Origin of the sequence: Paenibacillus farraposensis, assembly GCF_020736845.1 — a bacterium.
Lineage (GTDB): Bacteria > Bacillota > Bacilli > Paenibacillales > Paenibacillaceae > Paenibacillus > Paenibacillus farraposensis.
Window position 1 is genome coordinate 567601 of record NZ_JAFFQR010000112.1, and the last position, 26723, is coordinate 594323.

General features: G+C 44.2%; 18 protein-coding genes and 5 pseudogenes. 6 read left to right on the top strand and 17 right to left on the bottom strand.

Annotated elements, in window-relative coordinates; translation table 11 throughout:
• Window positions 1-234: 234 nt before the first annotated feature.
• The 3 genes from JO375_RS21235 to JO375_RS21245 form a co-directional block, all read right to left on the bottom strand.
• Window positions 235-789 (bottom strand): hypothetical protein, encoded by a 555-nt coding sequence (locus tag JO375_RS21235; RefSeq protein ID WP_229526326.1) that lies wholly within the window; start codon window positions 787-789, stop codon window positions 235-237.
• A gap of 13 nt (window positions 790-802) precedes the next feature.
• On the bottom strand, window positions 803-6649 hold the full coding sequence (locus JO375_RS21240) for an RHS repeat-associated core domain-containing protein (protein WP_322098776.1): 5847 nt from the start codon (window positions 6647-6649) through the stop codon (window positions 803-805).
• A gap of 82 nt (window positions 6650-6731) precedes the next feature.
• A complete protein-coding gene (locus JO375_RS21245; RefSeq protein WP_229526328.1) occupies window positions 6732-8753 on the bottom strand; it encodes a fibronectin type III domain-containing protein in 2022 nt (673 codons plus the stop codon).
• Window positions 8754-9114: 361 nt separating this feature from the next.
• Here JO375_RS21245 and JO375_RS21250 point away from each other — a divergent pair, with 361 nt between their 5' ends.
• On the top strand, window positions 9115-9873 hold the full coding sequence (locus JO375_RS21250; protein WP_229526329.1) for a DUF2087 domain-containing protein: 759 nt from the start codon (window positions 9115-9117) through the stop codon (window positions 9871-9873).
• Between the two features lie 33 nt (window positions 9874-9906).
• Window positions 9907-10248, top strand: a complete 342-nt coding sequence (locus tag JO375_RS21255; RefSeq protein WP_229526330.1) for a GIY-YIG nuclease family protein — start codon at window positions 9907-9909, stop codon at window positions 10246-10248.
• A 70-nt stretch (window positions 10249-10318) separates the two neighbouring features.
• Here JO375_RS21255 and JO375_RS21260 read toward each other — a convergent pair whose 3' ends face one another.
• From JO375_RS21260 to JO375_RS21280, 6 genes are all read right to left on the bottom strand, one after another.
• Complete coding sequence (locus JO375_RS21260; protein WP_229526331.1) at window positions 10319-10876, bottom strand: hypothetical protein; 558 nt, start codon at window positions 10874-10876, stop codon at window positions 10319-10321.
• A gap of 190 nt (window positions 10877-11066) precedes the next feature.
• Window positions 11067-11201, bottom strand: coding sequence for a hypothetical protein (locus JO375_RS24655; RefSeq protein WP_267497799.1), 135 nt, complete (start codon window positions 11199-11201; stop codon window positions 11067-11069).
• 20 nt (window positions 11202-11221) lie between these two features.
• Window positions 11222-12433 (bottom strand): rhamnogalacturonan acetylesterase, encoded by a 1212-nt coding sequence (locus JO375_RS21265; protein WP_229526332.1) that lies wholly within the window; start codon window positions 12431-12433, stop codon window positions 11222-11224.
• A gap of 59 nt (window positions 12434-12492) precedes the next feature.
• The gene (locus JO375_RS21270) at window positions 12493-12990 is read right to left on the bottom strand and encodes a ribosomal maturation YjgA family protein (RefSeq protein WP_229526333.1); all 498 of its coding nucleotides are present in this window, start codon (window positions 12988-12990) and stop codon (window positions 12493-12495) included.
• Window positions 12977-13153, bottom strand: a complete 177-nt coding sequence (locus tag JO375_RS21275; RefSeq protein WP_229526334.1) for a hypothetical protein — start codon at window positions 13151-13153, stop codon at window positions 12977-12979. Before JO375_RS21275 ends, JO375_RS21270 begins: the two co-directional genes overlap by 14 nt.
• The gene (locus tag JO375_RS21280) at window positions 13146-13901 is read right to left on the bottom strand and encodes an HAD family hydrolase (protein ID WP_322098777.1); all 756 of its coding nucleotides are present in this window, start codon (window positions 13899-13901) and stop codon (window positions 13146-13148) included. Before JO375_RS21280 ends, JO375_RS21275 begins: the two co-directional genes overlap by 8 nt.
• 399 nt (window positions 13902-14300) lie before the next feature.
• On the opposite strand from JO375_RS21280, the pseudogene JO375_RS21285 reads away from it, so the two are divergent.
• Window positions 14301-14531: pseudogene (locus JO375_RS21285) on the top strand (response regulator transcription factor); the annotation flags it as partial.
• A 90-nt stretch (window positions 14532-14621) separates the two neighbouring features.
• Here JO375_RS21285 and JO375_RS21290 read toward each other — a convergent pair.
• The 6 genes and pseudogenes from JO375_RS21290 to JO375_RS21315 form a co-directional block, all read right to left on the bottom strand.
• Complete coding sequence (locus tag JO375_RS21290; protein WP_229526337.1) at window positions 14622-14801, bottom strand: hypothetical protein; 180 nt, start codon at window positions 14799-14801, stop codon at window positions 14622-14624.
• Window positions 14802-14877: 76 nt separating this feature from the next.
• Window positions 14878-15619 (bottom strand): annotated as a pseudogene (locus JO375_RS21295) (alpha/beta hydrolase); the annotation flags it as partial.
• Window positions 15620-15801: 182 nt separating this feature from the next.
• Window positions 15802-15972, bottom strand: a pseudogene (locus JO375_RS21300) (iron chelate uptake ABC transporter family permease subunit); the annotation flags it as partial.
• Between the two features lie 81 nt (window positions 15973-16053).
• Window positions 16054-16746, bottom strand: coding sequence for an HD domain-containing protein (locus JO375_RS21305; RefSeq protein ID WP_229526339.1), 693 nt, complete (start codon window positions 16744-16746; stop codon window positions 16054-16056).
• Window positions 16747-16952: 206 nt separating this feature from the next.
• Window positions 16953-17336 (bottom strand): annotated as a pseudogene (locus tag JO375_RS21310) (NAD(P)/FAD-dependent oxidoreductase); the annotation flags it as partial.
• Between the two features lie 245 nt (window positions 17337-17581).
• Entirely contained in the window at window positions 17582-19735 is a 2154-nt protein-coding gene (locus JO375_RS21315) for an amidase (RefSeq protein ID WP_229526340.1), read from the bottom strand.
• 269 nt (window positions 19736-20004) lie between these two features.
• On the opposite strand from JO375_RS21315, the gene JO375_RS21320 reads away from it, so the two are divergent.
• The 3 genes and pseudogenes from JO375_RS21320 to JO375_RS21330 all read left to right on the top strand — a co-directional run bounded on the left by JO375_RS21320 (window position 20005) and on the right by JO375_RS21330 (window position 21575).
• Entirely contained in the window at window positions 20005-20175 is a 171-nt protein-coding gene (locus tag JO375_RS21320; protein WP_229526341.1) for a hypothetical protein, read from the top strand.
• A 202-nt stretch (window positions 20176-20377) separates the two neighbouring features.
• A complete protein-coding gene (locus JO375_RS21325; protein ID WP_229526342.1) occupies window positions 20378-20953 on the top strand; it encodes a class I SAM-dependent methyltransferase in 576 nt (191 codons plus the stop codon).
• A 16-nt stretch (window positions 20954-20969) separates the two neighbouring features.
• Window positions 20970-21575: pseudogene (locus JO375_RS21330) on the top strand (DedA family protein).
• Between the two features lie 1237 nt (window positions 21576-22812).
• Here the strand turns inward: JO375_RS21330 and JO375_RS21335 are convergent.
• Window positions 22813-24723: a B12-binding domain-containing radical SAM protein gene (locus JO375_RS21335; RefSeq protein ID WP_229526343.1), complete on the bottom strand. Its 1911-nt coding sequence runs from the start codon at window positions 24721-24723 to the stop codon at window positions 22813-22815.
• 64 nt (window positions 24724-24787) lie between these two features.
• A complete protein-coding gene (recQ, locus tag JO375_RS21340; protein WP_229526895.1) occupies window positions 24788-26686 on the bottom strand; it encodes a DNA helicase RecQ in 1899 nt (632 codons plus the stop codon).
• Window positions 26687-26723: the final 37 nt, after the last annotated feature.

Below are 26723 nucleotides of genomic sequence, written 5' to 3' on the forward strand. Positions count from 1 at the left end.
AGCATCATACGAATATGCATCCTGATTTTCGCTAGAAGTAACAATCCGATTCAACTTGTCGTAAGTAAAGGAATCCTCTACACCATTTTGATCGGGAGTTTATTTCGAGATAAAAAGAAACCACATGCAAGAGCTTATGCATGTGGTTAAAATAGGATTTATATTTTCAATACATTGTTTATTCAAATCCAAATATGATCAGTCATCTTCATAGAAATCAATTAGATTGATTGTTTATATAAACTCTTCCCATGTATGATAAATATCAAATAATGCATTAGGGTTACGTTGTCCCTTTAAAATTGCATGCATTTTATTCGATACAATCCTGATCACATCCATATCTTTTTTCCTGAATCCAATAATAACAGGGCGATTAACGCTAACATACGACTTAGGTTTAAAAACAACCCCCCAATCCAACCCACTGTGATTACTTTTTACAACCTCTCCTAGATAAATGGCAATATCCAGTGTAAAAGCTTGGGATTCAGTGTCGAGTTTTTTTTCATATATATAGCCCTTCAACCATTCTTCGGTTTCTGAATGCTCTTCTTCTAATTCCGAAACACTTTTACTTTGAATCTGTACATTCCTTAGATACCATTCCCAAATATCTATTAGCGAACGATCACTATAATCCAGATGTATCTGTGAAAATGCACCAAGTTGCTCTAAACGCGAAGGTATTTGTTGTTTAAACCAATTAAAATGTTCTTTAGCTTCCTTATTACTCATTTCTGAATACTCTTTCATCTCAAAAGGTGGTTGCATTAATTTATAATCCATTTTGTTTGACCTCCTATTTATATACTTTCTCAATTATATATTTAATACCGTTTGCATCGAGCATATCTAACAAAGGTTTAGTTGCTCCTACCTTTCCAGTAATGCCACTTTTGTAAAAATGCCAAACCGCTCCTTCAATGTCTCCCGTCCGAATTAGCTCAGCATCTTTTTGAATCTGTTTCTTTACAAATGAAGTTAAAGATGTGTATCCTACCTTACTTTCATGAGCTATCCCATCCTTCATGACATCGATATATCGTCTTCCAAGTGATGTATTAAAAAATACTTGCGTTTGCTTAGAGCCAAGTGATTTCGCTAAGAATTGTTCACCAGCCTTTCCTCCTTCAAATCCCAATTCAATCGCTGTTTGCTTTGTAAATAAACGTGAGACCCTTGATACAAGCGATTTACCTATAGATGTTCCACCTTTAATAATGAAACCATCTACACCTGCACTAATTATGGTATCCATAATAAACTCAGAAGTATAATCTTCTCTTGCATTTGCATCAGCACGGATTAATTCATTATACGACACTATATCTTTGGAGTTATTCGGATCCACATAATATCTTTCTTCATCTAATCGAGCATTCGCCCATTGAGAGTTACCTTTTGATCCGTGTTCCATAACATGCATAAGATAATTGTAATAATTTTGACTAAATACATGGTCTTGTCCACTTGGATCAGTAAATATTAGTGGGTTATTTGTTACATACGTATACAAATTTAAACTTAATGGTTTTTCTGTTTCTCCTTCATATAGATCCTCATTAATAAATCTTCCACTATCAGGATCATACCATCTGGCGCGCAGGTATTGCAGCTCTGTTGTATCATCCCACAGTTCGCCAGAGTAACGGAATGGATTGTGGACTTTTTCTTCCTTGACCTCTTCATTGCCCCAAATATCATATTGATATTGATTTAATAAAGCTCCAGAGGAATCCCTGATCTCAATGATGTCTCCGTGACCATTATAGACCGGATAGGCTTCTGTTTGATCTGCATATGCTATGGCCTCTAATTTCAGACCGCGAATATAATTGGCTTTTAAAACAGGTTTTTCATTTTCAATCGTAGCTTCTGCTATGATTTGCGCACTGTTTCCATCATAGTAGTATCGGGTATGAATGCCATCCTGTATACGGTCTGTCAGTAATCCATCCCCGTTGTATCGGTACTCTACGAGCTTTCCGCCGATCTTGACCTGCGTCAATCGGTTCTGATCGTCAAAGCTGTTCTCCCTCGGCTTTGTATGCGGAGCTCTCTCCGTTTCCATTGTAAGACGATTCCCTCTGGCATCATACGAATATGCATCCTGATTTTCGCTAGAAGTAACAATCCGATTCAACTTGTCGTACGTAAAGGAATCCTCTACACCATTTTGAGTGCGTTTCGTGATATTCTTGCCAGGATCGTAGCTATATTGAAAGCTATTGATTTCCGCATTGGATCGTGTATGCTTCAATTCAACTAACTGAATCCCGTTATATTGATTTTGCTGGCGATAACCATTGGCAGATATCGTTGAGTCCAGCAATCCATTTTTGGTATAGGTATATTCCGAAACAGGCTTATCTTTTGTGTTGCCTACGGTCTTCAATCTGTTCAAAAGATCATACGTATAATCTACTTGCTCGCCAAATGGTCCTGTCATTTCGGTTCGATTTCCATTCGAATCATACTGATTGGAGAGCTTTAGACCATCCGGGTAAGACAAGGTGTTCAGTTGCTCCGTATACGGATCATACGCATAGGATGTTGTACCCGTTTGATCTGTCATGCTTAGGCGTTTGCCTGCAGCATCGTATACATAGCTGACAGTCTCATCTTTACCTACACGCGACTTTAATCGATTACGGCTATCGTATTCAAAAGAAGTGACGTTCCCGTTGCGATCTATTTTTTTGGATAAGTTGCCATTAGCATCAAAATAGCGCTTTTCGATCTGGTCCTTCGCGTCTTTGGTTTGAATCACTCTACCCAGTTCATCATACGACTTCACCTTGGCCTGACCATCCGGATATGTGATCCGAGTGAGATTACCCAGCATATCGTAAGTGTACTTCGTCGTTTCACTGTTGGGCTCTGTCACAGATGTTTGATCACCCAAGGCATTATACGAAAACTGAGTCTCATTTCCATTCGCATCGGTCTGTTTCAAAATCTGATCGCTTACAGCATCGTACTCTATCTTGGAAGTTATTTTCTCGTTACCGTCCATTGCTGATTTTTCTTTGTTTTGCACCAGACGATTCCATTTATCATAGATTTGAATTTGTTCATTAAGCTCACCGTCTCGTTGAGTTACTTGACGTAGAGCATCATCATACTTAACTACTGCTTCTGAACCGTCCGCATAGGCCGTCGAGGTTGTACGGTTCCAAGCGTCATAGCCATAGCGTGTCAGATGCCCAAGTGCATCTTCACTGGACACTAATCTTCCGTTAGCGTCATAAGCTGATTTGGACTTGATCACATAATCGTTACCTTCATACAGCCCTGACTCGACATTCCAGCCCAAAGCATTGTAACGTGTTTTGGTTCGTATCCCCAGCTCATTCGTAACCGTGACGGTGTTCTCAAGATCATCGTAGGCTAAACGGATACTTTTACCGTCCGGGTAGGTTACAGCCTTTACGCGATCAAGAGCATCATATTGATACCCGGTTTTCTGACCCTTCCCATCCAGCGAGGAAGTGATTAAACCAGTTGACTTATCATAATCTGACTGAATGGTTACTGTAGATTTTTCTCCATCAATATTTGTAACCTCTACACTTTGTTTCGTTGGAAAAGCATGGTCGTAACTGCTGCTATATTCCGTTGTTGTAGTCACAGATTTGTTGCCATTCGCAATCGTCTGAACCGTTGTATTTCCGTAAGCATCGATACCCGAATAATTTACTTTTTGTAGTAATTCTCCCCCGGAATGATCCTTGGAGACGATGACCTGCGTTACTTTCCCTTGTGGGTTACGCGTGTACTCTGTTACTCCAGTGCTTTGGGAATCAATCGGTTCCGTAACGGTTTTAATCCTGTGCTTGTCGTCATACGTATACGCAGTTTGCGAACCTTTTTCATCCACTGAGCTTGTAATATTACCGTAATCATCATATTCAGCAGCCGTTGTCAAAACGTCTCCATTTTGATTATTGCTGGACGAAGTACGGGTTGGAACAGGTACGGTATAGGCTTTGCCTGTCACCTGCTTGCCGTATTGATAAGCTGTGCTCTTTTCAGAATCTCCTGCTTTAACCACAGATTGATCCAGATAATACTGTGGTGGTGTGTCTGCACTAATAAACTTTTTATTATAATTGAATGTTGAACGAACTAATCCATTATCTGTTACGGTAGAGAACGAAGTATCTTTTACATAGCTCTCACCCATATCGGAATTATAATGAATCGTTTCCCGATTATAGTTTTCAGTTTGATTGTTTTCATATGTGATTTGATCTACACGTGAGACCGCTCTATATGCCTCGTTTATCGAATTGGAGCCAATATAGCGTTTTACTGGCTGGTCTTCGTAAGTATACAAAGTAGAGGCACCCGTAGGATGAAATACTTTGGTTAACAAAGCGTATGGATTAGAGATTTGTCTTTCAGGATGAGACGCGCTCAAATTAAACTTGGCAGGTGCCAATGTATAGGAGTATGTGGTTTTTCTGCCTTCGGCATCTGTCACTGAATCCAGTAATTCAACACCTTGCTCTGTATGTTTATGATAAACAACAGTCCGGTTTCCTTTAGACAGAGTAACATCTGTAGCCGTATATTGAATATCAATCGAGTTGCCGATTGCATCTTCTACCTTACTAAGCAGTTTGCGTTTATAAGTAGCATTGAGTTCATAATTGAACTTTATCGTATTATGATATGCATCTTCAATTTGTAGCAACTGACCGTCTTTGGAGAAATATTGTTTTTTCGCTCCATCGACAGAAGTTAATACATAAGCTGAGTTCTCCCCATTAACTGTTACTGAAGTGTCGGGGGTGAAAGTCAGTCCCTTCCAGTCGTAATCTTTAAGTTGATCACCCTCAATTTCATAACTTCCCCCATCTCCCAAGTGCATGTACTGCTTGCCCTCTTTGGTTTCTACATAAGGTAAGTTCCAGGACCACCCCTTACCCAGAGGGTTCAATTGATCTTCTAAGGCAGGATAGGTACGGTTTTGAAAAATAAATGAAGGTTGATAGGCTACAATCTCAGCAAAGACGGTAGCATCCGCATCTGCTGCAATATAATATTTATTCCCATCGTCACTCGGAATTTCAGCCCGAGGGTTGCTGTTAATTAAATCTCTATATTTTTCAGCCTCAGCAATAGTTGTGAACAGCGCTGTCTGTCGGCGAACAGCCGTTTCCAGCCCCTCAGAAACAATCGTTTCAATTTGTGGTGAGCCTTCCATGGTGAAGGCTGTTCTTGTCCTTCCGCCTTTTCCGTTACTTATCCACTCGCTATAACCAATGTCACTTGTAAACCCGGGTTTAGTAACGGTTCCGCTATAATCTTGTCTCCATTCCCGGGTATCATATCCTGGTTTTGAAATAGCTCCGCTATAATATTTAGTTCCTGATACATAACATATAGAATTCGCTCTAGAAATATCATAATTCGGACAAGTTGAAGAATACCAAGTATTGTAAGCATAAAGTGTTCCACTAAATCCATTTGCTGAAGAGTGATACATTGAATTACCACAAGTTGTAATGCTATTACCTGAATAGTATCCTTGAGAGTTGTAAGATCCCATACTAAAAAAACTGCACGAATCAACTGCGCCTATAGACTCAGGCTGAGATTCACTTCCAGAAATAACATAAGGTGAACCACTTCGAGATAGAGTCCCTTTAAATCCATGATGATCATACTTTATGGAACTGACAAAATCATTTCTAGATGTACTTCTTCTATAATCTGTTTCTGTTCTGGATTCCGAGGGTGTAGTATAGGTTATTTTTTGTCCCGCCGCTTGACTGGCAGCTTCATAAGTTGTGTATGTGCCTATAACTTTTGTTTCTGGCTGAAGATTATAGGTGTTAACATCAACATTCCCATCACCATTTGTGTCCTCTTGCACCCATCTTTTTTGCTGATAGGTCACCTTGTACGACTTGGTAACAGGTTTCATCATTGCCTTAAAGTAGACATAATAGTTTTGCACAGCAGCACTGTTGTCAACAATTTCAGCGCCTTTGTCAAAAAATTGAGCCCGATTCGTATCATATTGACGCGTCAAAGAAAAACCAAGTCCATTTCTTCCAGGCAGAGTTAAATCTGTATTTTGCAGTGATAAGCTGCCTGATAAAGTGGATATAGATTCTTTATCATCGCCAACAGAATAAGGAGCTTCATTAAAAGATGATTTATTGTATACTGGCGCTTCTTCTCTAATAGGTGGAAGCTTCGGCACATTCGCCATAAGACTTTGCTTCAGGAAATCCGTCTTATATACATCTTCAGTAACTTTATTCACCGAATCAGGTTCATCTTTTTGATAAACATCATCTGTAACGTTATGGGAAATCAGGTTACCTAATGGAGCATCCGATAGCTTATTGTATACATCGCTTGTTACGGCTTGCGATTTGTTCTCTTCTGAAGGGAATAACGAAGCTACAGCTTGTTCATAGCTTATATGATCCTGTTCAGCCAAATATAGTGCCGTATAAATTTGATTTAATGAGTACCCTTTTCTTAATTGTTCTGACAAAAAAGATGATGTGACTCCAAAGCGGGCAGCCATTTGATCCACCGAGTATTGCGAATTGTCATTCCCCGCACCGAACACATTTGGAGGAACAAAGCCGCTAATTATACCGAAAATAAATGTGATTATCATGATCATTGCTATATGACGTCTAGTTGTTCTAAATCGCAAGTTCTTCTCTCCATTCCCGACTTTAAATTAAGTTACTTACCATTTATTTGGAACTGCTAACTTTTATAATCTGTATCAGGTTACCATTAGAGTCATATTGATATTTGAAAACAACCTGACCATCCTGTTCAATATGCTCAAGCCTTCCATTAGCGTCATATATATATTTATACTTTCGGGATAGGCCACTTTTAATGCTATTGCTAAACTCCGAATAGTTACCAGCCGCATCCTTGGCTTTTACTGCGAACTTATATATTTTCTGAGGTTCTAATTGGTCTACTTGAAAGGTTAATTCCTTGGTATTGCCTATCATTTGACCATCACGATAAACATCGTAGCCAACGACTCCAACATCATCTGTAGATGCTTCCCAGGTTAGAGTAATGCTGTTAGGCGAAGGTCTGGAACCTACTAACTTCTTAGGTTTGGAAGGACTTGTTATATCCTTGGGCAAATCATCGATAGCAGGTATACGATCCAATCGATCATTAAGCTGTTGTTTGTCTGTATCATTGAGATGCACTAGTAAAGTACGTGCCATATTAATCTCAGTTTGTAATTTTGAGTTTTCTGCTTGTTCAACTGCCTGTGTTGCCGCCGCCAATTGCTTCGCATATGCAGCTTTTGCATCAATGATTTTCTGTATGGCTACTACCCTTTCAACAAGCTTGCCTCTGTCTGGATCACGCAGCTTGTTTATCAGTTCTACAGCTGCACTTACATCATTTTGTGATTGGGTTGTCTCTGCTTGTGCTATCGCTGCTGTAGTTTTGGCCAGTTGTTCTAAATACTTGGTATCCAAAACTTTTACAGCAAGTTTCTGCGATACAGACTTACCTAACGGGTCTGTAGCTGTTATCGTTATCGTCGATTCCCCCGCGCTCTGTGGTTGCAAATTCAGTATGGAGGTATTCCCTTTTGAGTCCTTAATCAACTGATATGTGACAACCGATGAATTTGAATTTGTAACGGAATACCGAAGCTGCTGCTGATCAGGATCTGTAAAGTATTCCGATAAATTCTTAACTGAAGCTCCCTCATCCATTTCAATCTTGGTGGCCGGAATGCCCTTAATCGCCACTGGTGTTCTATTAATAAAATTCAGCACCGATTCTGTGACTTGCGAAACATTTCCAGCACGATCTGTTGCCCGTGCCTGTATCCGCGTCCCATACTCATTGACATCAATAGGTGAATTGTACGCCTGCCATCCGTTTTGATTGACACGGTATTCCCTTGACACTGCATCAGAAGGATAGTTAATTGTCACTCTGATATTATTTGCTATTTCATTCGCAGGGCTATGATTGAATACTGGCGGCGCAGGCGGTGTTTTATCAATGTTGTTGATCACCAATGAATTTACAGCGCTTATATTCCCGTAATTATCTGTACAACGAGCAAAAATGGTAGTGTTTTGGGACACTTGAAATGGGCTATTATACGGAGTCCACGTACCGTTCGCACCGATTTTATACTCTTTTTTATAATGGTTAGGCACACCATCCAATTGGATAAGAATATTTTGATTTGTCATCCCTGTAATATTAGGACTAATGTGCGGGCTGGCTGGAGTGGTCAAAACAATTCCCGAATATGTAAAAGTTCCCGAACGTTTAGCTCCATCCCTCTCATCTTTATAAAAGTAACCAACCGTTATAGTATCAGAAGATACTGATGCATAGTAAAATTTAACTGATAATGCAAATCCAAGATTTTTGGTATAGATGACTACATTGTTGCGAATGAAATTAACATTAGAATTATCCACCTGCACATGTACAACCGAGCCATCTGACATGGTTACTGTTTCATGTGTAGATGATGGTTCTGTTCTTGGTGTTTGGCTATCCTCTGGTATCCCGATTGATCCACCCCTGTTTGGCGGTGGATAAAATTTTTTGGGGATTCCACCTGAAAATGCTGCTGACGCTATACCTTGAGTTAACCAAGCTATACTCCATGGAGATAACAAAACAAATAAGCTAAGCATTGTTAAAACGAATGGCTTAACTATTTTTCTTCCCTCCTGTTTTCTTACTTCGTTCAAAAGAAATTTCATTTTTGGAATCATCCCCTTGTAGTAGTGATAATACGAAGTTAAATGTACATCAAATTTAATATATATCCCAAGTTCAGCTTACATTTTCCCGTCTACAAAAGGATATATTGTATTTGTGTTTACATATGATAACAATGTCGTATTAAATTTGTACATAGCGAAAATTGTCGAAATAAGAAAAGTAGAGAATTTTTTTTGAAATTCCATAAAATATGTCTAAAACAATAATTTTCTTTTTAAGCATTATATAAATTTATATTACTGAAATCATTATCCACCCACCTCACCCATTGATTTAAAATAAACAAAATGTTATATTGTCTATAAAATAATCATTAATTGAACCGAGGTGTTTACCAAAATGGATCATTCCGAGTTATTCTGGAATGCAGGAGTCGAAGATTTGAAGCGCGGATATATCCGTCAGGGTGAGCAGGTGGTTTGCTTGCTCGACGGACAACGATACGAGCAAGGCATCATCTATCAGGATCAAGGGGTATTTTATGATGCGGAGCGATACATGCGTCTTCATATTGAGCGGACGTACGGTTCAGTATTTGAATATTTGATCTCCCTGGACAAAAAACTGACCGGGCTGACGGATCATCAGAATCGGCTGCTTCAGCTATTTTATCAAGGCATGGGCGATGCGGAGATCCAAAAGGAAACCGGAATTGGCAGCGCATCAACCATACGCAATCACCGCTTTGGACTCAAGGAAAAAGAACGGCAGGCCAAGGTGTTTCTTACATTAATGGAGCTGCTCAAAGAGAAGGACCGCCACGCTCCCGTTATCGTCGAAGTACCTGTACAGGCACGGATGGTAGATGAACGCTACAACATTACAGAAGACGAAAGGCAAAAGGTGCTCAAAAAGTATTTTCCAAACGGTACAGACGGGCGTCTGAAAACCTTTAAAATACAGGAAAAGCACAAGCTAATTGTGCTGCGTGAAATTGCGGGACGTTTCGTAAAGGGACAAACGTATCATGAGAAGGAGATCAATGCCATTTTACAGGAAGTATATGACGATTATGTCACGGTGCGAAGATATATGATTGAATACGGTCTATTGGATCGCAAGCCGGATGGAAGTGAATATTGGTTAAAAGATTATTAATGAGCAGCGTTAATAAATGAGGAGGATTTTACAATGAACCGAAGAAAAGAACTGGTACAGCAATATATGGAGATAAAAACAGAGGCTGGAATCTATTGCATTCGCAATACGGATAATGGAAAAATGTTTGTCGCTGCCACAGCAAATTTGAAGTCACTTAACGGGCGCCGTTTTGAATTGCAAATGGGTGCATCCAAAAATAGACAGCTGCAACAGGAATGGAATGAGTATGGCGAAGATGCGTTTGAATTTGAAGTGCTGGACATTTTGAAGAAAAAGGATTCCGAGTTCTTCGATGTCAAAGATGCATTGGCAAAGCTGGAGCAGACCTGGCTTGATCGACTCCAGCCTTATGGGGATAAAGGATATTTGTAAAATTGCTTTTGCGCGGCAGCCGTTTGAAGCCTTTGTTATCCGGATTAATGAAGGCTTCTATACGGTGAACCTAGTTCAGCAGCCACCAGCCAATCCCAACTATCACTCCATTCATTACAAATAGGGCAATACATGCTCTCCGCTTGTGGACTTCATTGGTTTGGAAAAATCTGGTCACTGTACTATGGCACATAAACAAAGTAAATAAAAAATTCCAAATAATACGCATACCATACTTTATGTAATATAGAGCAGGGCTTAACTGTACACTGCCCAATATGGGAGAAATATCCGGAATGAACAAAATGGTACACACATAATACATCGTCTCATATGTAAAATAAAACACAGCCAGCCACCAAGCCCACTTCTTGCCAAACAACATCCCGACACCGGCAGTCGTCCCGGCAAAGCCAAGCAAAGCGATGAATCCTTGAAACATCCCCCTGCAAATTCCTACTAACGTAGAAGCTTCATTCAAGGCATTGAGTGTCAGTAACTGTGTCACCAGTAGAAGAGCCCCATTAAAAATCAGTAATATGGCTGCAATACTTACACCTAAAGGCCGTTCAAGAGTCACGTTTGTTACATATTCCTCTACTTCTTTTTTGGTATACAAATCCGACACTTTTTCTACTCTCCTAATACAATGATATTCATCCATTCTCGGGTGCTGAAATAAGAGTATATACTCGCCTCATCTTCATATATCGGCTTGCTGGAAAATATGTTTTAGATGAATAGAGTTTCAATAGAGTAATAGCTTTCCTTATACTACCATTCCAAATCTGGGTCTGACAAATGAACGGACTAAAGCCCTAAATTCCTGTCGTCTCACGATAACTCGTGTGCAATTCCCTGCCTTCGATCAAAATCATCGCTACCTGCCAGTTCCGGCTCGACTCCGTCTCGGCTGATTCGATCCAGTGCTTTACGGATTGCGATGCTACCATGGCGGAATGGACATCGTGCTTTATTGCGAATCCTCCGCCCGTGCATAAGAGGATAAAGGAATATTCAGCTCGCGAATTCCCTGAGCTACCAATCGGGCTATTTGCTCCGCGCCGTACTCCTGAAAATGCGTATCATCCCTCACTCCAACCGGAAATGCAGGATACACGCCTGGCTCCAAATGTAAAAATAACGGGAGCGTTCCCTCCAGGCCAAGTGTATTATAGTATGCTACACTCAACCGGCTAAGATCGACCAGGGCAACGCCTGTCTCAGCTGCCGTTTCCTTCATGGCCTGCACGTATTCCGGGAAGCTAATCCGAAAGGAAGCCTTTGCCGCATCATAATCCCGGCGGGCCACAGGTGTAATCAGCACAGGCGTCGCCCCTCGTTGTATAGCCCCTTGGATGTAGGTTTTCAAGTAAACCTTGTAATCCGCTGGTGAAACATAACGCTCTTGATTGTTGATCGCCGCATCATTGTGACCAAATTGGATAAGCAGATAATCCCCGGGCCGGATATTCCGCAAAATATCATCTAGCCGTCCCTGGACAAGGAAGGTCTTCGTGCTTCGTCCCCCGATCGAACGATTCATAAAAGTGATCTCATCTGTAAAAAACAGTGCGATCATTTGCCCCCAGCCCGCCTGAGGCTTCATTGAGGATCTATAGGTTTGGACCGTAGAATCTCCAGCAAGGTATACCGAAGGGTACTCTCCAGCCGTTCGCTGTTCTTTAGGTGTAATAACCAACGCGTTAATCTTCGGGTCATTTCCCGAGAAGTACAATTCCAGCTGACCGTCGATGAGCGCGAGTTCAAATCCTGTCTCGACAAATTGGCCTGCCGTTTTGACCGTAGGCTGTACCTTAACGATGGACTCGGCTTTTACAGTTATATCTGTGTTTCCGGCTGTGTCTCCGGCAATCAGGGAAAGGGTGTAGTCTGCTGGCGGTAAATTGACGACAAAGGATGAGCCTTGAACACGAACAAAATCCGAGCGAATAGCGTCATTTCCGCCCCGATCCTCTTCGCTTACCTTGGACAAATCCAAAAATCCATAGCCTCGCTCAGGCATATAAGCATCCTGTGCTGTGGCCTGGGTGTACCCGTCAGCTACGCTACCCGGACCAAAGTCAAAACGAAGAGGAGCCGCAAGCTGTTGTTCGGCCAGCGCCTGCTCTGGAACAAGTGTGGCCGCAAACATTAAGCTGAGCCCCGCACACAATCCAATCATCTTACCGAGCAACCTGTGCCGCTTTCCCTTTTGTTTCAAGTGCAACCCTCGCTTTTCTTTTATTTGAGTGATTTGTGGGATTTAAGTGATTTGTCGTCGCCTATTCGTGTAGCGATCCCCACCAGATTTTGACAGCCTTGATCCAGCGACCAGGATACCGCAATACCAACCGTATACCTGATCAGATCAACGGTCAGGAATCCTTTGCCAAGCACCAGTCCGCCCAGCGTCGTCGCGCGAATATGGTTAATCCAGGGAGACTGATACAACTGGCTGAACTCAACGGCGAAGCAAAACAACAAGCCGCCCCACAGAGCTACTGACAACTGACGATCCGGCCACAACAGTCTTAGCCCAAAATAAATCATGCATGCCCACAAGGCATCCCCAAAATGACTGGTAACAAAGTCAGGCAGACGGGAAGAGAACACCCGGCTTCCCAAGCCCAATAGGATAGCGACCAGTACAGCACTCAGATACACCGCGCGGATTCTCCAGCGAAATTTCACCTGTTTTGACCGATATACCTGCCTGTCGATGCTCTTACGAACGCTCATGCTCAATCACCTGCCCTAATGCTGGAAAATTCCCGTTAAACTGCTGGAAGTGCATCAAACATCCCTTCAGGATAGCGCTTGCAAGAATGCTGAACCTTATGCTGATGTCATATTGTATGCGCACCAGCTTGCCTGTATTTTTTTTCATCAAATAATCAATCATCACGAGCCTCCACTTTATCATAGTCTACTGCACACTCATATGCCCCCTCCTCCGTATTCGTTGAAGAGCTAAAACGATCCAGGCAACTGATAATTTCGCGCAGACTCTCAATTCGATAGTCTGGTAAGACGCCCGTTTCCTCCCACGGCATAAAGCCTTCTAGCCAGATTGTATGTAAGCCGGCACTTTGCGCACCCCGAATATCATTGGTCGGATGATCCCCTACATACCAAGCATGACCAGGGTCGGCAATCTCTAGTTCCTTCAGAGCCAGCTCGAATATTCGGGGATGTGGCTTCTTAGTGTGCACGCCGTCTGAGATGATAATGGAATCCACATCATCTCTCAGCAGCACCCGGTCGATTTTCGCTCGCTGCATACGGAGTGATCCATTGGTGATAATGCCCAGCTTCAAACCACGTGATCGCAGTTCGGACAGCACTTCCTTGGACCCATCGATCAATACCGTAAACTTATGGAACTCTCCATACCAAAAGCCTAACATCTCTTGTACGGTCGTATCGGGATTTTTCAGTTCAAATTCTGCATGCAGCTCGCGGTACAGCTCCCTCTTGTCCCGATACCCGTCCTGATCCGCCAGACGCATCCGCTCGATTATAGCTTCCCTCTTCTCCGGGGCTTCTGCCGCAATAAAACGTTCCACAAAGCGCTCTGCATATGCCGCAAACGCCTGTTTGCGATGAATTAGCGTATTGTCCAGGTCGAAAATGATCGCTTCGATAGACATAACTAACCCCCTTTCATCATCCGCACCTTTATAGCATACTCCCCCTTTCTTGGTTTTGGGCTTATTCATTCTCCTGTCCATTTAACTACACCTTTTTTACGGCATCAAAATGGATCTGTTCACTAAGACTTCTCCCCAAATTCAAACATAAAGTCATCCTTATGCATTTCGTTCTAGTGTAATCCAACAGGAAAGGAAATCCAAGGCCTACCCGCAATGGCCGCTGGATAAGGCTTGGATCATATGAAGAAGCTCGTTATCAGATGATATGACTTCTAAACATCATGAAAAACACTGCTCCATATGAAATACGCCATAAGAAGGCTCTTAACAGCTTGCCGATGTCGTCCAATACAACAGCAGAGCAGTGGCTAAAGCTGCTTCGTCAGCAGGAAGGGACCGATGAAAGCAGCCGATATGCTGCCGCTAATGGCCGAGGTATATGTATGGTCGGAACGCGAAAGGCAGATGGTTCAGCTCATGGTTCAAGGCTTTTCGACCAAAGAGCTGGCAAGCGCACTTCATATTTCAGCCTACACCGTACAGGATCATCTGAAGGCCATTTTCTTCAAAACAGGGATAAATAGCCGCCGCGAGCTGGTATGGAAGGTATATTCCAGGTTTAATTAATTACAGCAAAACCTGCACATGCCAAAAAAGGCAGATGACCCCGTCAAGGATCATCTGTCTTGGCCTGTTTCCTTTCGGGACGCACCATCCTTATTGCTTCGATGAAGATTGGGTATCATCGTGTGATACGGGTGAAGGTTTGGCAATCCATTCGTCAGCCTCAGGCTCGATATCCACGCCGTTGTCCAGCTTCGTTTTTTCCATCAAGGAATCTCCGTCCTCGTTTTTCTGGTTGCGGATTTTCGCTTCGTCTTGAACATGGTCGCTCATGTTGATTCCTCCTTTTTAAATTCATCTGATGGTTGTACCTTACTCATAATTACCCATTGCCATCCTGTACAAACCTCTACACGACCAGATGCCCTTTTTTCTCCGCCGGGCTAATGGTCGCCTCAATGCCGGCATTAAACTCCAGAAAATCGCTTTCCACACCGTCACTGAAAATAACTCCATTTACCGGCATCTGTGAAGCAATCCGCAGTGGTTTATCGGCTGCTACCTGACCAAACACGAGATTCGCGGCGGTCGTCCGGCTGGGAAACGGTTCTCTTACCGTAAAATAAAGCGATGATGAACTCCAGGCTGCGTGATGATCCCGGCTCATTCGGTCTGTCGCTGCTTTATGATGGCAGGCAACCTCTGGCCCCCCCCAGTGAATAGAGGGACTTCCCGCTATATAGGCCTGAAAAGAGTCTGGTCTTGTAAATAGGGTATGTAATACAAATAACCCTCCTAACGAATGACCGAATATCGCCTGCCTGCTTCGGTCAATCTGGAAATCGCGCCCATCTCAGGCTTTAGCTCATCTTCAATAAACGTCAAAAAATGCTCGGCTCCCCCGCTTTTAGCAGGTGCTTCACCCTTCGGTTTGACAGGAAGCTCCACAACCGTCCCCGGTAATGTAAGATCGTAATAGCGGGAAGCATGGAAAGGGGCGTCTGTCGGATAGCCAATACCAACAATTACAGCCGGGGCAACGCCCGTTTTGTCAGTGGCCGTCTGCCCTGAACACGCACCGCTTCCACCATCGTTCCGAACACAGAATTAGCATCCAGCACATATCAACCTGGATAACCTGATGCCGGAGGTTAGGGATTCAGAGGGGGTTATTCTCATCATATAACCAGTCTGCACAAGGATTATCGTTCCAGTGATACTCATGCATCTGTGTACATCCAGCGCAGTCAGCATCGGGTGATGTATTCATACGCCGAGAAGCGTGAATATCATATTTTTATAGCTATTCCTTCCGAGGAACCCAAAAATCGAATCAAGCTGTTTTTTTCATGACCGCTATAATCAGCCCAACGGGAATTTCAGCAGGCGTAACCACCGTTTTGGCAATAAAATCAGACAGCAGCACCATTCCCACCATAACGCAAACTGGAATGACATGACGATGATGAAGTCCAACAAGCCTTCTGGCAATATGGGGAGACAATCTTATAGATATTGATTATCAATGATAACTATTATAAATTTTCCCAGTTATGAGCTTTCGCACCTATTGTGATCGTTTCATCTAGGCAGTACTATCATCGCCCTTCCTCTTGATATCATCCACATTCCACTCCTTGTAAAATTGCTCCAGATACATCTCCATCCATTGATGCCTGATCACCGCCATTTCTTTGGCATAAGCCGTATTCATTAAATCCTTGAGCTTCAGCAGCTTTTCATAAAAGTGATATATGGCGCTTTTACCTGCGGCACGGTATTCGTACTGTGAAAAGTCTTTATCCGGATGATGCATGATACTGCCTTTTGAGCCTGCATACATAAAGGTTCTTGCAATACCAATCGCCCCAAGGGCATCCAGCCGATCTGCATCCTGCACCACTTGGCCCTCCAGCGTCTCCATGGGCGGATTTTTGCCGCCATTGTAGGACATTGTAGCAATAATGGCCTTCACATGTGTAACCACATGCGGGTCACTTACATGCAGACACAGCCACTGCTCCACTTTATCCAGCCCCGCTTGTTTGGAATCATTTAACTTTTCGTCCGCCACATCATGCAGCAGGGCAGCCAGCTCACATATAAACAAATCTGCTCCCTCTCGGGCAGCAATTTCAAGAGCCAGCTTTCTCACCCGGTCAATATGAAACCAATCGTGACCACTGTGATCATGCTCCAACTGCTGCTGTACAAAGGACTCTGCCTTTTCAATCATATTTGCCAACATCGCTTGCTGTTGTTCCGTTTGCTTTTCCATAAGTCACCTTTCGATCCCGCTCCTACCTTTCAGGCGGGCTGGTTTCATTTTTTTGATGATTTCCATTTTATTATATTGTGGATGGCATCCAATGTTTGTGATGAGAAAGTGGACGCCATATAGAATAGAACCTCCAGGACCACATCTAATGGCTCTGGAAGCTCCTTTATGTTCTGCTGGTTTTTATTCAGCCTGTATTCGCAGTCTTCTCCAACACCCAGCTCACGGTTCTTTTCCTTGAAACGGCTGTTGTGGGAGGATACATAAGCCGCCTTGTCGGCTGAGGGATCGATGTACAGCTTGGCGCTGTTCAATGCGAGAGTAGCATCCGTGAACGTGCCTGCAATCAGATACAGCTTGCTTCATACTCGACAAGTCACCGGCAGCGAATATTCCCGGTATATTCGTTTCCAGCTATTTACTTACCCGGACATGCTACTCTCCCATATCCAGCCCCAATCGCGAAGCGGGCCAAAGTCGGATTTCAGACCATGATTTACGATCACCGCGTCGACATTCAACACCTGTATTTCATCCGTCTCTACATGACTGATCGTCACCTGCTCTATCGTCTCACCGTTATTGCTATATTGGTGTATTACTTCCGTGGTCAGTCCGATCATACCTTTCTTCTTTCTATCCCCTTAACTCTAACTCGTTATATTAGGTTACACAATAATACAAACCATAGCCTGAACCGGACCCCAACCAGCACAATAGCGGATAAGAGCAGCAGGACGATTGCAGCAGTACGCTGTATTAACAAAAAGGAAGGGAACCTGACATAGCTCAGCTTCCCTCATCCACTAGATAGAGCAGTTGATGGTATCCTTTATCATTGGGCCAAAGCGACGGACTTGACTTGTGCAGACGTATTTCCGTAAATATCCTTGGCCAGCACAAGAATATGCAGCGTATCGGCCTGGAAGGCGCCTGCCAGCTTGTATTTAATGGTCGGAAGCATTGCCGACCAATTGGCTTTATCTTCTTTTACAAGGACACGAATGCCATTGACATAAACCTTGAGCTGCGCAATACCGCTCTGGTCAGTGACTGAACCGCTCAAAGCGAGAGCATCGTCCTTCACCGAAGCATTCAACGTAAGCAACGGGACATCAGTTTCCTTGCGTTTAGAGGGTGGAAGCGTAGTTTTGGGGTTATAGGAGAAGATTTCATCCTCAAGTGCTGGCGTACGCACTGCAATAGGACGATTTCTGGTCGCCTGCTCATAGGAATAAGCGTAACGCAGCAGATCATTATCGCTGTATGCGGCTCCCGCCATCGTCAGATTAACGGGCATGCCGGTGTCCTTCATAGCGCCCATACTTACAGACACACTAGGGATCCCGTACTCGCGTAGAATAAGATTCGTATTGGAGAAATAGTTGCCATTCTCCCAAGCCTCCTCATAGGATGCTTCATTTACATCAGAATCGGCCTTGCCTATATTGCAGTTGGCTGGGAATACAATAAAATCAAGGTTGCTTTGCTTCATCCAATCTTCAAAATCAATCTTTCGTACATTCTCAAGCCCTCGAAGTGCTTCATGAAGCTGTGGGATTTGTTCGTATGGGGTAACGCCTTTCCTTATGGTTTCAATGAATACGTCGTAGTGCCCAAGGTCTCTGCCACGTTTGGCATCTATTGAACCGGGCGGATTCGGGAAGACAGTGGCAGGGTCGATATTAGCCCATGACGGGAAATTCGGATCGCCTACACTTTTGAGGAATTCCTCGGCCGCATAAGGATTAAGCAGGCCGAATTCCTTTTCAGCCCACTTTGCTGGCATCAAACCGCGTTCTTCAGGTGTTTTCGCTGTTTCACGGTCCTTCTCACTGTTTGCCTGCAGGGGAAAGTCTACTTCCACAACCTCAGCTCCGAGAGCAGTCAAATCTTTTACAGCTTTTTCCCATAATGCCTGTATCGAAGGTCTGAATTTGATCGGGGTTCTGGTTTCATGGTCCTTGCCAATATAGATTTTTGGAACGCCAATGCGTTTGCCTTTCAAAGCTTGGGTGTCCCGCAGCTCTAAATAGGATTTTGGACGGACACTGTTAACAGAAGGCAGCTGAACGGCTTTTTGTTCCCGCCAGAAATCGCCCTTGGTAATCTTATCCTCTACAACGATCACATCAAGCAAGCGGAGCATATCCTCGACAGTTCTCGTATGCGGGACAACGACATCCCGTATAGGAAAGAGCGGCCAATTCCCCCGAATAGAGATTAGACCCCGCGATGGTGTATAGGCAATTAAACCATTATTGGAAGCCGGTGACCTTCCAGAGGATACCGTTTCTTCTCCCATACCGAATGCAGCAAGGTTGGCGGCTGTTGAGACACCGGATCCGTTAGAGGAGCCAGAGTACCAGGCTGCGGCCAAATAATCCGGATTATATGGACTTTCTGCACGCCCATAAACACCCCTTTGCATTCCCCCTGCTGCCATTGGCGGCATGTTGGTTTTACCAATCAGCACTCCGCCGGATTTGCGTATCCTCTCTACGGTAAAGGCATCGTCCTTTGCCATCAGGTCTTTAAAAGCCGGAGAACCAGCAGCGACAGTAAGTCCCTTGACCCTGTAGCTGTCTTTAACCGTGTAAGGTATGCCTAGCAGCGGTCCGGCAGTAATACCCTGCGCTCTAAGTTGGTCTGCCTGAGCGGCTTCTTTTAATACGTCAGGATTCAGAACAGGGATGGAATTCAGCCTAATGCCGCTGGAATCATAAGCGTATACCCTGTTAAGGTACATGGCGGTTAGCTCGACACTCGACAGCGCCCCTGAACTCATCGCATCCTGCATCTGTCCAATCGTAGCCTCCTGCAATTGAAATGTGACCAGGGAGGAGGAGGTTCCACTATTGGCTTTAGGCAAAGGCGCGGCGGATGCGAGCGTGCATCCCGTGAGAGTCAGCATTATACCAGCCGCAATCCATTTGCAATAGCTGCTGCCCACATTTCTTATATTCGTTTTTATCGGTTGTGCGCACATGACATCTTCACTCCTTTGATATAGATAGGATTCATGAATTTAATGAGACAGGAATCGAAAAAAATTCCTGTATAACACAAATTTTCGCTATGTGTTATTTTGTATCAGTTAAAAAGACTGAGAAGCAAAATATGCATTCTCAAATCTTAAAAACTCTTACTAAAACAGGATTTTTATGCTATATATTGTATATATTTATGCGAAAATAGTCATCTACTTTATTTTTGAAAGTATATACTGGGACAGCTCTTGGGGGGTACGTAAAATACTTGAACAAAACAAAAAAAGCAGCTACGGGTTTTGCCGAGGAAAGATCCAGACCGGATAGCAAGCTGGTAACCGAAGCCAGCAGGTTATTCGCACTAGGGGTGAGCTCATCTGTGTCAGACTCTCAGTGTACATATGTTTTGGCAGCCCACCTGCCCTCCATCGGCAGCTAAGCTGAATGCAGTGTGAGCGTACGCTGCATGACAACTGGATGATCACCCCCTCCCCAAGCCCTGACTATGGCCAAGGTAAATCCCCGCCGTAGGGCGGGGATATGAACCCTACTCCGGACAGGAGTATGTAAAGGGATAATTTGTTACTCTTAGCAAAGAATAAACGAACATATTTAGAAATTTGAATAAAGGGGAATGGTTCATGATCCGTATTCATCATTTGGTTCACGAGAGGTTTTTGTTCTTGTTTAAATTTTTGCGTTCGCCTGCCTATGTGGGGAGTGTTACACCAAGCTCCAGATTTCTGGCTAAAAGCATGATGGAGTCCATTCTCTGGAGTGAAGTTCATGCCGTGGCCGAGCTGGGGGCTGGGACGGGAGCAATCACTCAATACATCCCGTCTGCCGCAAGTGCTCAGACAAAAGTGCTGCTGTTTGAGAAGGATCAGACCATGCGGCAGGAATTAATAAGAAAATTTCCGAACTATCAGTCCTATTCAGACTCACGTGAGCTTCAGCTTGCCATAAAAAATGCCGGAATTGAACAGCTTGACTGCATCATAAGCGGGCTGCCATTTTTTAATTTTCCACAAGCGATGCGAAATCAGATTATCGAGCAAATTCATCTCTCGCTCAGGGATGGAGGAATGTTCGTGGCCTTTCAATATTCCACACAAATGAAGCAGCAGTTAGGTGAATGGTTTGAAATGGAAGAGATCAAGTTCGTGCCCCTGAATATTCCCCCCGCATTCGTTTATGTATGCCGGAAGAAAGCATGAGCAGGGGGACACAGGTATGGACGTTGATTTTTTAATTTCCATTATCCAGCAGTACGGCTATGCAGCACTATTTTTTTCACTATGGCTCGTCATCATAGGACTGCCCATTCCAGACGAGTCGTTGTGATGACTGGTGGGGCAGTAACAAGCATGAAAATCCTTCATCCCCTTCCTGCCTTTTTACTTGTATATCTTGGAGTTATATCGGGTTTGTCCTCAGGTAATGTATTGGGGAGAATGATAGGTGTACCCGTATTGGACCGCTTACGTCGAAAGGAAAAAAATGGACAAGTACATTGCGTTCTCGGAACATTTAGTACATAAGTATGGAAATTTCACGATTTGTATCGGTTATTTGCTGCCCATAGTCCGTCACATTATCCCTTATATGATCGAAATTAATAAAATCAGTTTCAAACGCTATGCACTGTTCTCTTATTGAACGGGTTTGATCTGGACACTTATCTTCTTTCTGCTCGGACGTTTCTTCGGCAAGCATATTCAAACTGCGGTGGAATTTATACAACGTTATGGCTTTCAGATCACATTGCTTCTCATCGTGCTCACCGTTATATTTTTCATAATGAAATATGTATGGGGGAAGAAAACCGCAGAGGAGTGAAGTTAGATTAAAAGTTACCTTAGTGCCACTACGCAGACGGATGGTGCTTCCCATCGCCACCGCCCCGCTTGTACAGCACCATTCCGTCTACTTCGTTTTCTATGTACATTTTTTCAGTTCAACTTATATAGACTTTATTCCTCACATGATAGAGCTATAGAGTCAGATCATAATGGTCACTTACCTAATTGTAGTTTGTATTGAACTCGTTATTCTTTCTTAACTCTGTTACTAACCTCTAAATTATACTCATTAAAATCTCTGGAGTCTTTAAAATAAGCCTTAAAATCCTAGGCTATGGTTTGATTCTTACTGAGTAATAAAGTTAAGGTCGAATCCCAGCCCCCAAATAAATTGAATCTCAAGTCTATGTACAAGGCGTGTGAATTGCTCCCCGGTCATCCATAACTTCGTATTTCTATCTCCGCATTCTTCAGAAACCAAATTCTGTTCAACGTATTTCAAAAGATCGTTCGGTATCCAATTCAGTTCTAACCTGGTAAGTAACCAATTATATTCCGTTTGGATAATTATTTATGGATTCGAAAACCAGCTTTAGATCCGTATAAAAGGGAATTTGGCGTGAATTAGTATAGCTTTCATGCCTGTTCCCCCCTTACACATCTTTTATCCTTATCCACAAAACTAATTAACCCTAAGTTATTCTTGGGAAATAGAGTCAACTTTCTTATCTCCTGCTTCTTTTTCTTCAAACTCCTCAATATGCTGTTCAAGTACATATTATAATCTGTTTAGCAATTGATCGTTTGTTCTTATCAGCTATATATTTGATCTTCTCAAAGTTTTCTGGTTTTAATCGTAAAGTGAATGCTTTTTTATTCGTTATCATTGTCTAAATCTCCTCACAATAGTGATGTCATTATTATAGCATTTTCGCATGGAACATGTAGCCGGGTCGATGCTGGCTAGTTCTCCAGAATACAAAGACTTAATGAAAGACTGTAATCAACTCTTTTCTAATTTACATGACACAAAAACGGAGTAGGCGGAATGGTGCTATACAAGCGAAGCGGGTAAATTTTAATATTCACGTATGATAAAATAATCATATATTTGTTTTGTAAAGCATCATATCAGCAATAGATTATGCGAATGTAAAAAATCGTATTTATAGAGCAGAAGAAAAACGCCTATCAGCGTACGCTGGAAATTTATCATTCTATAATCATAAAAAAGGCACCGACTCTTGTGTTTCAAGGTCGATGCCTATCCCCTCTTAAATCGCGGCCATTTCCTTGCCAATCGGCATGGTATAGTACAGCGGCTTTTGCTGTTCGTTTTGCTGATAGACTACTAGCAGCAGCGTTCGCCCTTCAGCAGTCAATGGGCTGCCGCCACTCAGGATATGTTCCAGATTGAACGGCAAAATATCCAGCACAGCGTGCTTTTGCAGCTCCTTTTCGCCCAGCTTCAAGGAAGCGAAAGCCGGGGCAATCTCGCGATAGGGCTGCGGCTGCTGGTTGCTCGCAGCGGATTGGACATCCGCAGCAGGAGAAGGCGAAGCCTGTACAGCATGCTGTACCGAATCCTCGATTACCGCCTTTGCCACAACGTCTGCATCCACAGGCGACAACAGCGCATCCGGGTGCTGGAGCACCATTTTCATATAGCTGGACCAGTCGTCCTTGTCCAAGGTATGCTCCCACCAGATTTTACGCGGCTTGTATTTATGGTTCAGGAAGTAATCAAGCTTCATCAGCCCGAGCACGATCTCCATTCGCTTCGTTCCACGCGATTCCAGAAAGGACTGGAGACGCGTGAACAAGTCTTCGAGCTGGTGTCCGATTTTTTGCCAGCCTTGCCCTTCCCAGTAGTCTCCAAACGCTTGAAAGAAATCAAACGCAGATAAGAATTCACGTGTGATTAAATAGCTCATCGTATGATCCATGCGATGGGAATTCCAGTATTTTTCCAGCACATCCTCCAGGCGTTTGAGCCGAACGATATCGGCAAAGGAAAGAACATCATTGCTCAGCATTTCATAAGGCGCAACATCCATATACGTATAGTTGTATTTGTCAGCATCCATGCGCAGTCCTGTACCCCGCAGCATTTTGAGGAACCCGAGTTGCAGCTCCTCCGGACCGAGCGCAAAAACGTCATTAAACGTTTTACGGAATGTATTGTAATCTTCCAAAGGAAGCCCGGCGATCAAATCCAGATGCTGGTCTATTTTGCCGCTTTGTTTGATCTTCGTAACAGTGCGGGACAGCTTGGCAAAGTTCTGACGCCGCTTAACCAGTTCATTGGTCGGATCGTTCGTCGACTGGACGCCAATTTCAAACCGAAATATGCCCGGCGGCGCATGCTCCGCCAAATAATCCAGTACCTCGGGACGCATAATATCCGCCGTAATCTCAAACTGGAAGACACAGCCGCGATGGTTTTCAATTAGAAACTTAAACATTTCCAGCGCGTAGTCCCGTTTAATATTAAATGTACGGTCCACAAACTTGATCAGCTTGGCCCCATTGTCGATCAGATAGAGAATATCCGACTTCGTACGTTCAATATCGTAATAACGTACCCCGACCTCGATGCTGGACAAACAAAACTGACAGCTGAACGGACAGCCCCGGCTTGTTTCAAAATAGACCACCCGTTTCCCTAACTCCGGTATATCCTCCGCAAAACGGTGCGGAGACGGCAGTTCGTTCAAATCCGACTTTGGACGGCCCGGCATCAGGATAACCTCTTCTTCCTTGCGGTAAGCCAGTCCATATACAAAATGGAACTTGCGCTCCCCCTCCAGCTGTTGCAGCAGCTGATGGAACGTTTCCTCACCCTCGCCAACAACGATGAAGTCCACATTCGTCAAGCGCTTCATCCAGTGTTCCGTATCGTAAGATACCTCCGGACCACCAAGAACGATTTTGACCTCAGGCATAATCTTTTTCAGCACATCAATGACTTTGATCGTCTCTTCAATGTTCCAGATATAGCAGGAGAAACCGATGACATCGGCCCCCCGCTGAAACAAATCAGAAACGATGTTCATCACCGGGTCCTTGATCGTGTACTCCGCCAGTTCGATATCAAAGTCTTTTTCGCTGTAGGCTTTGAGACAGCGGATGGCCAGCGAGGTATGAATATATTTGGCATTTAACGTTGATAAAATGACTTTCATAGGTCACAACCTTCTATAGTTTGGGATGGGCGCTTCTATCCCCAGTAGCTATTCAATAGTACAGCTATTCAAAATCCTCATACACATCGTCTGGATAAATCTCATCCTCGTTCACCGTTCCTCCGATGCTCTCCTGGTTTTGAAAAAAGTCAAGAAACAGCTTGCCGTACTTGCGGAACTTCACTTCACCAACACCCTTGATCCGCAGCATATCCGCCTCGGATTGCGGGTTCGCCACGCTCATCTCACGCAGCGTCGCATCATTGAAAATGATATAAGACGGCACATGCTCCTTAGCGGCCAGATCACGACGGATCAGGCGCAGCTGCTCAAACACAGTCTCGTTGACTGCCGCTGGATACGCATCGCGCCCCTGCCGTCCACGTGAGCCTGCCCCACCTGCAAAAGCGGTTGCATGCCGCACCACACGCTGTATAACTTCGTGCTGGCCTTTCAGCACTTCAGCCGCAAGCTGCTGCAGACGTACAACCGGATATTGACCCTCAGACAGTATGAGATAGCCTTCCGATACGAGAACATTGATGATTTCAGCAATTTCTTTTTCCGTCCGGTTGCCCATCACCCCATAGGTTGGAAGGCTGTCAAAGCCATACTGCAGCACCTTTTTGTTGCGCGAGCCTTTTAGCACCGAGGCTACCATTGAAACCCCAAAACGCTCCCGCATGCGATGAATACAGGAAAAAATCTTTTGCGCATCAATGGTCATATCGACCAGTTCCCGCTCATCCGTGCATGAACTGCATATGCCGCACGCTTCATGCTCATCCGCCTCGCCAAAATACTCTAGCTGTGCTGTACGCAAGCAGCGGGTTGTGTAGCAGTAGTCAACCATTTGCTGGAGCTTGCGATAGTCATTGCGCTTGCGGTCTTCATCCTGCGGATTTTGCTCAATCAGGAACTTCTGGGTGACAATATCTTGCGGCCCAAACAGCAAAATGCATTGACTTGGATCGCCATCACGTCCTGCGCGTCCCGCCTCCTGGACATAGGCTTCCATATTTTTAGGCATGTTGTAGTGAATGACGTAGCGCACGTTCGACTTATCAATCCCCATACCGAAGGCGTTGGTCGCCACAATGACACGGATATCGTCGTACAGGAAGCCTTCCTGGCTATCTGCGCGTTCCTGGTCTGTCATCCCGGCATGATAGCGTCCAGCTGCCATGCCCGCATCTCGCAGCCGTTGGTACAGATCGTCCACGTCTTTACGAGTCGCCGCGTAAATAATGCCTGATTGACCCTCGTGCTCACGGGTATAATTCAGCAAAAAACTGCGCTTGTCTTCCCCGCGCAGCACGCTGAACGCCAGATTCGGCCGTCCAAGGCCTGTGACGAATGTTTGCGGTGAGCGCAGACGAAGCAGCCGCACGATGTCATCCATGACCTGCGGTGTTGCTGTAGCCGTGAACGCAGCTACAATCGGGCGTTCATACAGCCCGTCTACGAACGGAGCCACCGCCAGGTAGCTGGTGCGAAAATCATGGCCCCACTGGGATACACAGTGAGCCTCATCCACCGCAACGCAGGAAATCGGCAGTTGGGTCATCTCATCCCGGAACCAGTCCAGCTCCAGCCGCTCCGGTGCGACATACAGCAGCTTCAAATCACCATTCCGTGCGGCGCGAATACGCTCATTCACCTCACGTCCGCTCAGCGTACTGTTAATATACGCAGCCGCTATGCCCATTGTCGTCAGCGCATCCACCTGATCCTTCATTAGCGAGATGAGCGGTGATACAACAATCGTTAAACCCTCATGCAATAACGCGGGAATTTGGTAGCATATGGATTTTCCGCCGCCAGTCGGCATAATCCCTAACGTATCGTTGCCTTCCAGCATACTGGCGACGATTTTCTTTTGCCCCTCCCGGAAATCGGGATAGCCATAAAACTTTTGCAGTAAATCCTGCGCCCGTTCCAACGTTGGTGCTTGTACACTCATAAATTTAAACCCCTCATAATTTCCAGCGCCTCGGGCG

Coding starts and splice junctions, on each gene's coding strand:
- JO375_RS21290 (WP_229526337.1), bottom strand. CDS start 14,801: ATGAGCGACCATGTTCAAGACGAAGCGAAAATCCGCAACCAGAAAAAC.
- JO375_RS21270 (WP_229526333.1), bottom strand. CDS start 12,990: ATGAGCGTTCGTAAGAGCATCGACAGGCAGGTATATCGGTCAAAACAG.
- JO375_RS21275 (WP_229526334.1), bottom strand. CDS start 13,153: ATGATTGATTATTTGATGAAAAAAAATACAGGCAAGCTGGTGCGCATA.
- recQ (WP_229526895.1), bottom strand. CDS start 26,686: ATGAGTGTACAAGCACCAACGTTGGAACGGGCGCAGGATTTACTGCAA.
- JO375_RS24655 (WP_267497799.1), bottom strand. CDS start 11,201: ATGGTAGCATCGCAATCCGTAAAGCACTGGATCGAATCAGCCGAGACG.
- JO375_RS21250 (WP_229526329.1), top strand. CDS start 9,115: ATGGATCATTCCGAGTTATTCTGGAATGCAGGAGTCGAAGATTTGAAG.
- JO375_RS21305 (WP_229526339.1), bottom strand. CDS start 16,746: ATGGAAAAGCAAACGGAACAACAGCAAGCGATGTTGGCAAATATGATT.
- JO375_RS21255 (WP_229526330.1), top strand. CDS start 9,907: ATGAACCGAAGAAAAGAACTGGTACAGCAATATATGGAGATAAAAACA.
- JO375_RS21245 (WP_229526328.1), bottom strand. CDS start 8,753: ATGAAATTTCTTTTGAACGAAGTAAGAAAACAGGAGGGAAGAAAAATA.
- JO375_RS21315 (WP_229526340.1), bottom strand. CDS start 19,735: ATGTGCGCACAACCGATAAAAACGAATATAAGAAATGTGGGCAGCAGC.
- JO375_RS21235 (WP_229526326.1), bottom strand. CDS start 789: ATGGATTATAAATTAATGCAACCACCTTTTGAGATGAAAGAGTATTCA.
- JO375_RS21265 (WP_229526332.1), bottom strand. CDS start 12,433: ATGATTGGATTGTGTGCGGGGCTCAGCTTAATGTTTGCGGCCACACTT.
- JO375_RS21240 (WP_322098776.1), bottom strand. CDS start 6,649: ATGATAATCACATTTATTTTCGGTATAATTAGCGGCTTTGTTCCTCCA.
- JO375_RS21280 (WP_322098777.1), bottom strand. CDS start 13,901: ATGTCTATCGAAGCGATCATTTTCGACCTGGACAATACGCTAATTCAT.
- JO375_RS21335 (WP_229526343.1), bottom strand. CDS start 24,723: ATGAAAGTCATTTTATCAACGTTAAATGCCAAATATATTCATACCTCG.
- JO375_RS21325 (WP_229526342.1), top strand. CDS start 20,378: ATGATCCGTATTCATCATTTGGTTCACGAGAGGTTTTTGTTCTTGTTT.